Annotated in this window: 10 protein-coding genes; 2 read left to right on the plus strand and 8 right to left on the minus strand. The window is 37.8% G+C overall.

What is annotated here, in order from left to right; all coding sequences use genetic code 11:
• Window positions 1-237 precede the first annotated feature (237 nt).
• Window positions 238-1,815 carry a peptide chain release factor 3 gene (locus ACIQXW_RS18745; RefSeq protein WP_340826184.1) on the minus strand — a complete coding sequence of 526 codons (1,578 nt, stop codon included), beginning with the start codon at window positions 1,813-1,815 and terminating at the stop codon, window positions 238-240.
• A gap of 289 nt (window positions 1,816-2,104) precedes the next feature.
• On the minus strand, window positions 2,105-3,571 hold the full coding sequence (locus ACIQXW_RS18750; protein ID WP_401021315.1) for a UDP-N-acetylmuramoyl-L-alanyl-D-glutamate--2,6-diaminopimelate ligase: 1,467 nt from the start codon (window positions 3,569-3,571) through the stop codon (window positions 2,105-2,107).
• A gap of 271 nt (window positions 3,572-3,842) precedes the next feature.
• Here ACIQXW_RS18750 and ACIQXW_RS18755 point away from each other — a divergent pair, with 271 nt between their 5' ends.
• Window positions 3,843-5,447, plus strand: coding sequence for a two-component system sensor histidine kinase NtrB (locus ACIQXW_RS18755; protein WP_401021312.1), 1,605 nt, complete (start codon window positions 3,843-3,845; stop codon window positions 5,445-5,447).
• A gap of 24 nt (window positions 5,448-5,471) precedes the next feature.
• On the opposite strand, the gene ACIQXW_RS18760 is transcribed toward ACIQXW_RS18755, so the two are convergent.
• Window positions 5,472-6,860 carry an aldehyde dehydrogenase gene (locus ACIQXW_RS18760; protein WP_402764632.1) on the minus strand — a complete coding sequence of 463 codons (1,389 nt, stop codon included), beginning with the start codon at window positions 6,858-6,860 and terminating at the stop codon, window positions 5,472-5,474.
• Window positions 6,861-7,079: 219 nt separating this feature from the next.
• Between ACIQXW_RS18760 and ACIQXW_RS18765 the strand changes: the two genes are divergently transcribed.
• Entirely contained in the window at window positions 7,080-7,244 is a 165-nt protein-coding gene (locus tag ACIQXW_RS18765; protein ID WP_340826189.1) for a hypothetical protein, read from the plus strand.
• Between the two features lie 46 nt (window positions 7,245-7,290).
• Here the strand turns inward: ACIQXW_RS18765 and ssuE are convergent, their stop codons facing one another.
• The 5 genes from ssuE to ACIQXW_RS18790 form a co-directional block, all read right to left on the minus strand.
• Window positions 7,291-7,824, minus strand: coding sequence for an NADPH-dependent FMN reductase (gene ssuE, locus ACIQXW_RS18770; protein WP_340826190.1), 534 nt, complete (start codon window positions 7,822-7,824; stop codon window positions 7,291-7,293).
• A 359-nt stretch (window positions 7,825-8,183) separates the two neighbouring features.
• Window positions 8,184-9,521: a dihydrolipoyl dehydrogenase gene (gene lpdA, locus ACIQXW_RS18775; RefSeq protein WP_402764636.1), complete on the minus strand. Its 1,338-nt coding sequence runs from the start codon at window positions 9,519-9,521 to the stop codon at window positions 8,184-8,186.
• Window positions 9,522-9,886: 365 nt separating this feature from the next.
• Complete coding sequence (locus ACIQXW_RS18780) at window positions 9,887-11,083, minus strand: polysaccharide deacetylase family protein (RefSeq protein WP_402764639.1); 1,197 nt, start codon at window positions 11,081-11,083, stop codon at window positions 9,887-9,889.
• Between the two features lie 247 nt (window positions 11,084-11,330).
• Window positions 11,331-13,397, minus strand: coding sequence for a catalase (locus ACIQXW_RS18785; RefSeq protein ID WP_402764642.1), 2,067 nt, complete (start codon window positions 13,395-13,397; stop codon window positions 11,331-11,333).
• Between the two features lie 186 nt (window positions 13,398-13,583).
• Complete coding sequence (locus ACIQXW_RS18790) at window positions 13,584-14,585, minus strand: acyl-CoA dehydrogenase family protein (RefSeq protein ID WP_402764645.1); 1,002 nt, start codon at window positions 14,583-14,585, stop codon at window positions 13,584-13,586.
• Window positions 14,586-14,603: the final 18 nt, after the last annotated feature.

The raw sequence follows: 14,603 nt of genomic DNA on the forward strand, positions 1-14,603 counted from the left end.
TTCAATGGAGCGGAAGGCGGCGACTCCTGCGGGAAAAGCAAGCAAACCGAGACCCTGGACTGAGCGTAGCGAGGGAAGCGGCTCGGTGCTTGCCCGCGGAAAGCGTCCGCCTGTAGCGCAATGATGCCAGTACTCATAATGATTAAACATTTCCTTATATTGTATATATTCTACATCAATCTCTAATTTTCCTTGTAAAAAAACACGAATCGATGAAATGTCGATTCGTGTTTCTTTTTATAGAAGGCTATATAATTTGATGTTTTCGTTTTTATCTGAGAACCAACGCATAGCAAATTCATTTTCAAATAGGAAAACAAGATTGTCAAAGCGGTCTTTTACAAGCATTGAACGACTTGAAGACATCGATTCTTTTACATCTTCTTCATTTTCAATCCAACGTGCCATTTTTGAACCAATTGGTTCCATTCTTACTTCAACATTGTATTCATTTTTCATGCGGTGCTCAAATACTTCAAATTGTAATTGACCAACTGCACCTAAAATAACTTCTTCTGTATGAAGTGTTTTGTAATATTGAATGGCACCCTCTTGCACCAATTGTAAAATCCCTTTATGGAATTGCTTCGATTTCATTACGTTTTTCGCTGTCACACGAACAAATAGCTCTGGTGTGAACTGAGGTAATTTTTCAAATTGGAACGTTTTCTTACCACCTACGACAGTGTCACCAATTTGATATGTGCCTGTATCATATAATCCAATAATATCTCCAGCCACCGCTACATCAACTGTTTCACGGTCGTCAGCTAAAAACTGTGTAGACTGTGTCACTTTAAAAGATTTACCTGTACGAGATAGCGTCATATTCATACCGCGCTCGAATTTACCAGATACGATACGTACAAAGGCAATACGGTCACGGTGTGCAGGATTCATATTGGCTTGAATTTTGAAAATAAAGCCCGAAAACTCTGGATGCTCAACAGGGTCAATGAACTGCTCATCTTCTGTAATACGAGGTTGAGGTGTTGGAGCAAATTTTAAATACGTTTCAAGGAATGTTTGTACCCCAAAGTTTGTTAAAGCAGAACCGAAGAACACAGGTGTTAATTCACCGCGGCGAATTTTTTCTTCTGAATAGGCATTTCCTGCTTCATTAAGTAGCATAATGTCATCCATCGCTTGTGAGTAATATGAAGTGACTTTCATTGGATTGTCAACTGCTAACTCACCGTTCTCATCGATTGGTAGGAAACGTTCGCCCTCATCAGTACGGAATTGCTCAATACGTTTGTTATAACGGTCATAAATACCAAGGAATTCTTTCCCCATACCGATTGGCCAGTTCATTGGGTAGGCTTGAATACCAAGCACTTCTTCAAGCTCTTCGATTAGTTCAAGTGGCTCTTTCCCTTGACGGTCTAATTTATTGATAAATGTAAAAATCGGAATACCGCGCATTTTACAAACTTTAAATAGTTTTAATGTTTGTGCCTCAATCCCTTTAGCAGCATCTACAACCATGACAGCACTATCTACTGCCATTAATGTACGATACGTATCCTCAGAGAAATCTTGGTGTCCTGGTGTATCTAAAATATTAACGCGCGAACCACTATAATCAAACTGCATAACAGAAGATGTTACCGAAATACCACGTTGTTTTTCAATTTCCATCCAGTCCGATGTTGCAAATTTCCCTGATTTTTTACCTTTTACTGTACCTGCGTCACGAATCGCTCCGCCAAAAAGTAAAAGCTTTTCCGTAATCGTCGTTTTCCCAGCATCCGGGTGGCTGATAATAGCGAACGTACGTCGTGCTAATATATCTTTTTCTAAATTTGAAGTCATCTCTTCATTCTCCTTTTTTCATACCTACTAATAATAAAAGAAGTCTAGCCCTTCGTACAACCTTTTTACATGAATTCACCAAAAAGAAAACCCTTTAGTCACTACTAAAAGGGTTCAGACTGTCAATAAGTAATATTTTATTCATTAAAACATATACAATACGTTTACATTTTGTGCGAGCGTAGAAGCCTCCACTACGCTGACTTGCAAGGAAGGGCTTGTCGGAAGAAATATCTTCTTGCACTAGCTGTTCCCCTTCATCGCATAGAAGGTTGTGACACAAATTAATTTAGACAAATTTTAAGTGTCCTGCCTCTATAGCAATTTCCGCATCACTATGTGGATATTTCGTATTTTCAATAATTTGATAATCTTCATGTCCTTTACCAGCAAAAATAATCATATCGCCTGGTTCAGCTATCTCTATTGCATGACGGACTGCTTCTGCACGGTCTCCAATACAGGCATAGTTTTTATGCAGCATACCTTTAGCAAGATCACCTGTAATACTATCGTAATCTTCATAGCGCGGGTCATCTGTCGTTAAAATTACATAATCAGCTGCAGATGCTTTTTCAGCCATTGCAGGGCGCTTAGATTTATCACGATTACCACCTGTACCAACTAAGAAAATAAGCTTACCTTTTTTATATGGCGTAGCTGCGGCAATCGCCTTTTCAATAGCATCTGGTGTATGCGCATAATCGACAAAAATTTGCACTGGCAAATCTGAGCAAACTTTTTCCATACGTCCTTTTACTGGTGGTAATTGCTCTATCTGTTCAATAATTGCGTCCATTGAATAGCCTCTGCCATAAAATGCAACCATTGCAGCAAGAACATTATAAATATTGAACTCACCAAGTAAATGCATTTTCACAGGAAATATTCCTTCAGGCATAACTACATCAAATGAAGTCATGTAATCATGGTACTCACAATTAATGGCACGGAAATCAGCTGTCTCATCGTTTAATCCATAAGTCCATACTGGGAACGGTGTCATTGCTGCATAGCGTTCTGACCAAGCATCATCCGCATTGAGCACAACTAGTTTATTTTTTTCTAAGTCTTGTCCAAGTTGAGAGAATAATAAGCCTTTTGCATTCCCATATTCCTCCATCGTACCATGGAAATCAAGATGATCATGAGTAAGATTCGTAAAAATTGCAACATCATAATCAACACCAGCTAAACGACCAAGTGCTAATCCATGTGAAGAAACCTCCATTGTCATTAAACGGCAGCCTTCCATTTTTGCACGGAAAATCATTTGTTGCGTCGATAATGCATCACTTGTAGTATTTGCCGATTCATATAAAATACCATTTAAATTAAAACCAATCGTTCCTGTTAATGCAGATTTCTCGCCCATACCGTGCATGATATTTTGAATAATACCTGTTACAGATGTTTTACCATTCGTCCCTGTTACACCAATCATTGTCATATCTTTTGAAGGGTAATCAAAAAACTTAGCAGCTAACAAACCAACTGCACGATCTGTATCCTTCACAACAACTTGTGCAATCGCATCTGCTAATGGTAGTTCTCGTTCTGTGACAACAATAGTTGCACCACCTTCAACAGCTCTTTGCGCATAATCATGGCCATCCACTGTGTAACCTTTAATACATACAAACATGCTGTTCGGTTGCACACTTCGAGAATCGATAACGATATCCGTCACTTGATCCGGTAACACGCCAATTATTTTTTTCAAAGGTAATGCACTTAACAATTCCTCTGCATACATTTCATAGTCCTCCAATCAATCTCAACATTCATTTCATCATTTCTTGTTTTTCGACAAAAAAAGACAATCTGAATACCCCCACTTACCTAATGAATTTATTTTACTACTTATTCGCCTAGAAATGAAATGCCTCACGAAACGTTTTTTAAATGAAAACGCTACCATTTTAAAAATTAAGTTGGATTTTTCCTATCTTATCAAAAATCGGCATTTATCGACAACAATGAATCATGTATGATGGGAATATCGATTAAAAATTGAGGTGCTAAATATGCAACAATTGGAATTATTACGTATGCGCAATGAGATTATCTTGCTATTTTATGTGACAGCTATTTTTGCCTATGGAGTGCTCATTATGCTAGATCTCTATAGTAACCTCGAAGTACTGATCGGTGTGTTGTTAATAATATTTCTACCTCTACTAGCTGGTAAAATTTTTAAAATTAAACCAATTGCAATGCAATGGGTAATAATTATTTCAGGCAATATTGCCATTGTTTATCTTAATATTCTCAGCATTTCCTTAACTAGTTTTATTTGCTTTATTTTCTATATATTATTAATAACTATTTACCAATCGATAAAATTGAATACTTTAATTAGTATTGTTTCTTTGCTGGAAATTATAGCTCTTTCTTATTTTCACCGCATTTCCAGTGAATTTATTGTCCATCCACGCTACTTCGAAACATTTATTTTTGTTGTACTGTTACTTACTATTGTAGGTTGGATTCAATCTCGCCATTTACAACATTTTTGGTATCGACTAAATGAGATGAACTTACAGAAAAAACAAGAGCTACTTTCGCAAGAAGCCTATTTGCATTTGTTTTTCCAACATGCAAATGATTGTATTGCGGTTTTTAGTTTAGATAATCGCGTCATTGATGTAAATCCTGCTTTTGAGGAAGTATATGGTTGGACAAGTGCAGAAATTGTTGGCAAGAGCATCCCTCTTGTCCCTCCAGAAAATGTTTTGGAAGCTGAACAGCGCTATGCAAGTTTATTAGAAGGAAAAAGCTTTAAACTGTTAGAAACACAAGATATGCGTAAAGATGGTACTGTTTTCGATGTCGAAATTTCACTCTCACCTATCTATGATCGCACAAACAAAATGATAGCTATTTCTGCTATTTCACGCGATATTTCTTATAAAAAGGAAAATGAACTACTTTTACTACAATCAGAAAAGCTAAAAATGGCAGGCGAAATAGCAGCTGGGGTAGCACATGAAATCCGTAATCCTATGGCCGTTATATCCGGCTTTGTTCAAATGATGAGTACGGAAAAAGATTCAACCTGCTATGCATATACTGAAATAATTCAATCTGAAATCGAACGAATTAACTTAATTATTGGTGAATTTTTAGTGCTGTCCAAGCCTCATGTTGAACAATTAAAAGTCGTATCGATTGACGACGTGATTAACAGTATTAGTCAACTATTTCATCTCGAATTTCAAAAACATAACATTACCTTTTCACTACATATCGTCAGCGAAGATAACCAAATTTTAGCTAATGAAAATCAGTTAAAACAGGTATTCATTAATATTATTAAAAATGCCATTGAAGCAATTGAAGCACGTACAACTGAAGGAGAAATTATTATTTTCATTGCTAAAGATGCGGAAGGATTAATTATGGTGACAATTACAGATAATGGTGTTGGAATGTCCGAGGCACTAATTAAGCGTATTTTTGAACCTTTTTATACGACCAAGTCAACAGGAACAGGCCTTGGTATGCTCATAACAAACAAGATTATTCAGGAACATGGCGGCACAATTGCTATTGAAAGCAAGTTAAACTGTGGTTCAACTATAAAAATAAAACTACCACCAGCAGAAAACAATGAGGTTGGAGGTGTCTAAACATACAAGACACCTCCCTCAGCATTACTTCATAATAGTACGAATAAGTTTAACCTTTTGTTTATATGGCGGGAAAAGAATATTTGTTTCGAGCTTTGAAGATTTTTTTAATATCGATTTTGGATGTGTAAAATTATCAAAGCTTGCCTTTCCATGATAGGCATTAATCCCTGAAGGACCAACCCCACCAAATGGCAAATGCTGATTACCTACATGTGTTACCGTATCATTTATACAGCCACCACCAAAAGGTAGCTCCTCTAAAAAGTATTGAATGGCTTTTTCATGTTCAGAGAAAAAATAAGCAGCTAAAGGTTTAGGCAATTGACGAATTTGATGTATGGCAAGTCGTAAATCATCATATACCATTACTGGTAAAATCGGTCCAAATAGCTCATCTTGCATTGAAGGACTTGACCACTCCACATATTCAATTATGGTAGGCTCAATATATAAATCATCACGATCTGTTCGCCCTCCATATGTAATTGTGTCCCGCTCCTCCACTAAAATTTTTTGCAGACGATCAAACTGTCTTACATTTACAATACGACCGTAATCCGGGCTTTTTATCGCATTTTTACCGTAGAAAGAACGGACAGTGTCCTTTAACAATTTCATAAATCGATCATAAACGTCTTTATGGACAAGTAAATAGTCTGGAGCTACACACGTTTGACCAGTATTTGTGAATTTTCCCCAAGCGATTCGTTTTGCAGCAACTTCTAAATTGGCCGTTTGGTCGACTATTGCTGGGCTTTTACCACCAAGTTCGAGTGCTATCGGAGTTAACCGTTCAGCTGCCGCTTTCGCCACTATTTTACCGACCGCTACACTTCCTGTAAAAAATATATAATCAAACGAAGCATGAATAAGTGCGGTTACTTCTTCTTTTTCACCTTCTACAACACGTATATAGGAAGGATCGAATGTCTCTTCAATAATTTTTCTCACAATATTTGCTGTATGCACAGACGTTTCAGAGGGCTTTACAATCGCTGTATTCCCACCAATAATTGCACCAATTAAAGGCTCCATCACAAGCTGAAATGGATAATTAAATGGCCCAATAATTAACGTCACACCATACGGCTCTCGAACAATAAAGCTTTTCCCCATTTGAAGGTGAATTGGCGTTTTAGCCGTTTCAGGCTTCACCCATTCCTCTAAATTTTTCACCATATAAGAAATACTATCAAGGACAATGCCAATTTCTGTTGCATATGCTTCGAACTCACTTTTTCTTAAGTCTAAAAACAATGCCTTTATAATATCCTTTTCATACTTTAAAATACTTTTCTTTAAGTTCAATAATTGATTTTTTCGAAACTTTACATCTTTTGTAGCGCGAGAAAAATAAAATTGTCGCTGCTCTGTAATCATATTTTCAACATCTTGTGGCGTAAAATTCATAAATAAACACCCCTTTTTTAAAATTGCGATACATAGTTTTGTCTTTTTTGAAACAAACTATCTTTGTCTATACGATACAACATTGAAGGATAAAAATCCTCCTTCTGAAATAGGGGATGATGTAAAAAAACAGAAATAGTAACTAATGATGCCATGTTTTTTTTTGAGAAACTCGGGAAATATACAATTACATATCGAATCGAAACGGGGGCGTAGAGAATGACAACGACAACAGGAACTTGGTGGGAATCCATTTTTTCAGGAGCATTATCACACGGGATATGTGAAGAAAAATTATCGTTATTGCAAGATGAGGCTTTTTTATATCTTTCTACAATGCAGTCGGAGAAAGACACTTTATTGGAGGAACCTGAAGTAAATTAATAAAAAGCGCATCATAGGTGGCTATTTCCTATGATGCGCTTTTATGTTAGTTCACAGCTACAGTGTGCTGTATTTTTTTAAGTTCAATCTCTAGACGATTAATAGCTTCCTCCTCAATAGCAAAGCTGCCGTCCTCTAAACGTATAATTTGCTTGTCGATAATATAAACGGAATGGGCAATATCTGTTGCCCCTAATACAGCCAATACTGGTTTTAGAGCATATTCTAACGCAAGTAAATGCCCAATAGAGCCACCCACTGCTATAGGTAAAATCTTTTTACCTGCTAACGCTTTTTGTGGCAATAAATCTAAGTAGGTTTTTAATATTCCTGAGTAAGATGCTTTATATATAGGTGTTAAAATGACAACAATATCTGCTTCCTCCACCTTTTGATTTTCTGCTTTAATGTCTTCACTTGCAAAGTTTGCAGTTATTAACGCAGCAGCTGGCAGTTCATGTACGTGAATTGTGTGTATTGTTGTACTTTGAGCTGAGAAAAAACACTCGACCTTCTCCTGAATCGCCGTCACACGCGAATACCTCGTATTACTGCCATTAATAATCACTACTTTTGTCATCTCGCTCACTCCCTATATTTTATTAAATAATTTACTACCCCATCTCGAAGTAGTAGGCATTCCCGATAAATTAAGAAATATTTATTTTGTCATCATTAACAAAGTGGTCATTTATTACTGGCGTTAATTTCTCCCGTTGACACAAAAAGAGGCTTCTATATTTACAGTCAACAACTAAGCCGTTGTGAAAAATAGAAGCCTCTAGATGTCTAGTCAGCGTATATCGTCTAATACCAAGTAATCTTATAAACTTAATTTACCATAATATTAGATAAAGTCAATAAGCTTTATTGGAATTTATATTTGAATACAAAAAGGTTGCCACAACAATATGTGAACAACCTTCTCTCCATTTAATTTTATTGATGAATCGCTTTACCGAATACCGCTTTTGCAGCATCTCCAATATGCTCTGATACTGTAGGGTGAGGAAAAATCATATTTGCTAATTCATTTGCAGTACCACCAGCATTTTTCGTCGCTAAAATAGCATTGAGTATTTCTGTAGCACCATCAGCAACAACACATGCCCCTAAAATATGCCCTTCCTCCTGCGTTACAACAAGCTTTACAAAACCTTCCACATTTCCTTCCATCAACGCCTTTGGATTTGTGTTAATTGGCATTTTTGTCACCGTATACGCTTGATGAACTTGATCCTCTAACAAACCAAACGTTGCAATTTCAGGATGGGTGTAAACACAACGCGGAATAAGTGCTTGGTCAACCAACGCTCGTTTAGCCCCCAAAATATAATCCACAACATAAATACCTTCCGCACTAGCAGCATGTGCTAACTGATAGCCTCCCACTAAGTCACCTATTGCGTAAATATGTGGATGACTCGTTTCATAATGCTTATTTACCGCTATTAAACGACCATCAAAATCAAGCTCTAGCTGTTGTGCAATTTCCGTATTTGGACGACGTCCCGTTGCAAATAATAAGTTTTCGTATGTATAGATTCCTTTAGATGTATGAATTTCATTGCCATTAAATTGCTCAAATTGAAAGTTTGTCACAAGTTCGATACCGATATTTCTCATTTTCTCCCGAATAATCGGTCGTGCATCTGGTTCTTCCGTTTGTAAAATATCTTCACTATGATTCAACATCGTAACTTTTGTTCCAAGTGGTGCTAAGCTAAATGCCATTTCTACGGCAATGACTCCTCCACCAATAATCGTTAGCTGTTGTGGAAGTTCTTTCATATCAAAAAATGTATCCGTTGTATAATATGATGAATTTTCTAGCCCTTTAAATGGCGGCACAAATGGCTTACTACCAGTTGCTAAAATAATATCTTTCGCTGCAAAAGTTTCTTGACCGACCGTTACCGTTAAATCGGCAGCTACCGACGCCTCTCCGCGGTAAAATGTAATATGATTGCTCGCAATGTACTGTTCTATATTTTCTAAAAGCTCTTGAACGATTGTATTTTTACGCTGCATTAAACGAGGGAAGTTTACATTAACGACTGGCGTTTCAATCCCCCAATCGTTACCACGTTGTATTTCTTGCACTAATTTACTGTGCTCTAACAAAATTTTCGAAGGAATACAGCCAACATTATAGCAAGCTCCCCCCACTTTATCACGTTCTACCAAAGCTACTTTCATACCACTTTTAGCTGCATGAATTGCTGACACATATCCTCCTGGACCTGCGCCAATAATAGCGATATCAAATTGTTCCACGTCTATTCACCTCATTTACCACCTTAACATTTACAAAATTTCAATGCAATGACATATCTTTCTTAAGATACGACGGTGAAATTCACATAATGAAAAAAGCCTCTCACATGAGAGACTTCTAGTAGTACTAGGTGGATATGGGCGTATAGCGGGATTTATTTGAAGCAAAGTAATTCCGCGGGATGAAGCGGGATTTCCGCGGAACATCACTATATTCCCGCGTAACGAAGCCGGATTTCCGCGGTACATCACTATATTCCCGCGTAACGAAGCCGGATTTCCGCGTAACGAAGCCGGATTTCCGCGAATTGAAGCGGGATTCCCGCGGAACATCACAATATTTCCGCGATGCATAGCGGTTTTTATTATTTATTGAAATTAATCCAGAAAACTTCTTTACTTCCGTCTTGTTTAATAATAATCGTTTTAACGGAATAGCCTCCTGCTTCGTAATTTGCAATATTTTCTTCTGTTGACATCACTCTTGCATTCGTACTTGCCGCCAATCGGTAACTGCCAAATTCACGTTGTAGCTGACGCTCACCATTCACCATTTTATAAAGTTCAAACCGCGTCTCTTTAGCTTGCAGTGGTCCTTTATTCATATCACTTTTCAACCAAGCTTTTACTATCACTTTATTTGATGTAACTTGTGCTTCTACTTGAATATCCCGTTGTCGATATTGTTGCTCCGCATGTGTATTGTTTTTTTCTAAAATCTTTTTTAAATCATGGGCTGACACTCGATTGCTAGAATCAATTCGTTTAATATGAACGGTTCCTTGTCCAAATAAATTATAGCCACCCTGTGTAGAGTAATCGATCGTGTAACCCGCCTTTTTAATAGCTTGCTCGGCTACTCGATCATAAACACCATATGGATACGCAAAGGATTTAGGCGCTATCCCTGTATATTTTTCAATTAATTGATGTGCTTTTGTAATATCCTCTTGAATGTATTGAAGTCGCTCCTCATTTGTAAGGGGCTCTCCATTTTTCTTCTGATTAAGTATCATTGCCTCATGTTTTGACTTATCATTGCTCCCTCGCCAATGTAAATCATATGTATGGTTGCCGATATGCATAATAGCAGAATCGGACATTTCCTTTATTTGTTGCCAGTTCAACATTGGTACATTTTTTCTAGCACCTGTCTCCACATCATTTACGATAACAAACAATGTCGCCTGCATGCCCATTTCTTTTAATATAGGGTAAGCAATTTTATATACACTTTCATAGCCATCATCTATCGTTAAAAATACAGATTTCTCAGGAATGCGACCGTGCCCTTGTAAATATGCGATTAGCTGCTCTTCCGTAAGTGTTGAATAGCCATTGTCCTTAAGCATCTTCAACTGTTCCCGAAATAGCTTTTCATTAATATTTATATTAGCTATTTCCTTATACTCACCAAATGAATGATAGTTAATGACCGTAACACCTTTGGCATTACTATATTCATAAAATTTTGTTGCCTTTGCTGCCATTGCCTGATCTGACATTGCGATAAAGAAGCAAACAAGTACAACAAATAATAGTATTTTCCTTATATATTTCATAATATTGGTCCCTTTCCCAAACTATAGTCCACATACAAGTATATACGAAATAATGACAGACTGAAAGAGACTGTTCGTATAGAACAGTCTCTTTATTAATACAGGATTGGATACTCTCTATCGCAGATAAACTTACTCATATCGCCCAAAGGATACTCCCTAGCGCCGGTAAACCCACTTCTATCGCCGATAAACTCAACGATAGCGCCGCTAAACCCAACGATAGCGCCGATAGCAAATGAAATCATTAATAAATATTGCGCTGCCAAAAGCGTTGCTGGGCAATGGCATCTACAAATTTTTTGGCAAATCCAGCATTTCCAGTTGCTAAAATAATGCCTGGCCCTACGTTTGCATTCGACATATTGAAAAACGTTGTTCCTGTTGAAGCAATACCAATTGGTTTAAAATGTCTGTACGCCTCATTAATATAATTGACAATATAGGTGTTAAACTTTGCTTGATTGTCAGCTCGAACTCCGACAACATATAAGGAATCAAATAGCACCGCATCGGTCGTAATAAATGTATCACTCGCTGTTAACTGTACACCATTAGTGCCTTTCACAACACCGAGTCTGTCAGAAATGATGCTATATCGAACACCGTTCCTTGTTAAAAACTTCAGTACTTCTCCAACCTCATTGGCATCAAATCCATCACCTATTAATACCCCCACTTTAAGTGTCTGTGGCAATTTTACAGTATTTGCCTGACTTAGTGCAGGTGATGATATAGTAACGTTTGATTGCTCACCTGTAGGTCGATTAACGCCAATATTATCAGCAACTATTGTAGCCATCTCTTTATCAACACGGACAAACATATCAACGACTTGCTGGCGAACGTATTTACTTTTTACCTTTCCTACCTCGAAGCTAAAGGCGTCAATGATATGCTGCTTTTCAGGTGGCGACATACTATTCCAAAATAGGCGAGCTTGTGAGAAATGGTCATTAAAGGACTTACTTCGAGTCCTTGTAATACGTCCCTCTACCTTTTCTTCATAATGCACAAATCCTCCTTCTTTTGCAGTTGATGTTGAAGGAGTATTGCCTGCAAGTGAATTTTTATGATAGCTAACCTTTCCCATATTAATCGTTTGTCGACTGAATCCATTTCGTTGGTTATTATGAATCGGGCAAACTGGCCTATTAATAGGAATCTCAGCAAAGTTTGGTCCGCCTAGACGAAGAAGTTGTGTATCGATATAAGAAAATAAGCGACCTTGTAGCAGCGGATCATTTGTAAAATCAATGCCCGGCACAACATTTCCAGGGTGAAAAGCGACTTGCTCGGTTTCAGCAAAAACATTATCCACATTGCGATTCAATGTCATTTTTCCGATTCTTTTGACAGGTACTAGCTCTTCTGGCCATAGTTTTGTTGCATCTAAAATATCAAAATCAAATCTAAATTCTTCCTCGGGCTCGATCATCTGGACACCAAGCTCATACTCTGGAAAATCCCCAATTTCAATTGATTCCCATAAATCTCGCCGTTGAAAATCGGAATCCTTGCCCCCAATAATTTGCGCTTCATCCCAAACTAGAGAGTGCACACCTAACACTGGCTTCCAATGAAATTTCACAAATCTGGATCTACCTTTGTCATTTACAAAACGGAACGTATGCACACCGAAGCCTTCCATCATCCGAAAACTTCTAGGAATCGTTCGATCAGACATATGCCACATAATCATATGTGCTATTTCCTGATTATTTGCAACAAAATCCCAAAACGTATCGTGTGCAGAAGCCGCTTGTGGCATATCATTATGAGGCTCAGGCTTTACAGCATGAATTAAATCCGGAAACTTAATAGCATCCTGAATAAAAAACACTGGGATATTGTTGCCGACTAAATCATAATTGCCCTCTTCAGTGTAAAATTTTGTTGCAAACCCACGTACATCACGAGCCGTATCCATTGAGCCTAAGCTCCCTACGACTGTAGAAAATCTAACAAATACAGGCGTCTTTTTCCCAGGCTCCTGTAAAAAATTTGCTCTCGTATACTCTTTCATCGACTCATATAGTTCAAACTCTCCGTGCGCGGCAAATCCTCTAGCATGTACAACTCGTTCAGGAATCCGCTCATGGTCAAAATGCGTCATTTTTTCCCGAAAATGAAAATCCTCCATAATGGTTGGTCCACGAACGCCAGCTTTCAATGAATCTTCATCATTGGAAACCTTCAGCCCTTGATTGGTCGTCATCTTTTTCCCATCATTATTAACGCGAAATGCCTCTAGTTGTTGATCCTTCGCATTCTCAGTCAAATCTTTGCCCTGATTTGATTTAGACTTATCCACGCGATCCCCTTTCCTTTTGTCCTAATTACGCTCTATATACACTGTATGTTTTTCTGAAATAAACATGAATGGATGAGTCCATTCATAAAAAAGAACCTTGACTCAATAACGCCAGTCAAGGTTTCTTCATTCTCTATTTCGCTTTCGCTGTTGCCGTCATCTTCTCAAGCTGTCTAACTGTCGGTGTTAAATTAGCAAAGAAGTAGGCCTCGCGTAGCTTACGTGATGGTGTACTTCCTGCAATATAACCCGCTGAGCCATTATGGAGCAGTTGGCCTGCACTGCAGCCAATGTATTATAAACGACTTGTAAACGAAGCTGACAAATTGCTTGTAAATTTACTTCACCAGATTGAATTAGTGCTTGAAGTGTTTCTTGTAATGAGTGTAGATTTTCTGTTAGTTCATCCGCTTGAACTTGCAAATATTCATTACAACCATTTTGTTTAGCTTTAACTTTTTCTATCCCTTCAATGGCTGAGTCTACAACACCAAAACCTAGCGGGATTTGATACAGTACAAATATCGGGCGAATAGTATCTACAAATGTGCTTGCATCTTGTGCAATGATATAGTTATCAGCAACAAACACGTTGTCAAACTTACATGTATAGGTCGCACTGCCGTTGACACCTAAAAAGTGGATTTTTTCCTTTAGTGTAATGTTCTCATTGTCTGTATTAACGAATACCATCACTTCCTGCTCACCGTTATGGGCAATCGCCCCGAACCAGTGATTCGCCGCTAAGTTTGAAACAGCGGGTAACACTCCATTTACGACATAGCCACCATCCACACGCTCAGCTGATAAATGAAGCTTCTCTAGTCCAGCATAAAACTTCATCGGATTCGATAAACCTGTCGCACCAAGTACTTCTCCACGTTCTAGTAATGGTAAAATATTTTCACGTAATTGCATATTATTCGTTTTACGTAAGTAAGTTAAAGCGGCAAGGTGGCACCATAGGCAAAATGCAGTTGTCATACAAACTTTCGCTGTCTCTTGTACAATCGTTAGCTCATCTAATAGCGTTGTTTGTTCATCTTTTTGTGTTGAAGCAAAAAACCCAGCCTTGCCGAGCTCCAATAAAAAATCCTCCGCGTAATAAGCTTCCTCATCAATCTTTTTTACGAACGGTTTTAATTTTTCTTCAATTAACGTTTGTAAAGCTACTGCATCTACTGCCATGGTTTCCACTCCTATCCT

The sequence above is a fragment of the Lysinibacillus sp. NPDC097162 genome, from assembly GCF_044762185.1.
Lineage (GTDB): Bacteria > Bacillota > Bacilli > Bacillales_A > Planococcaceae > Lysinibacillus.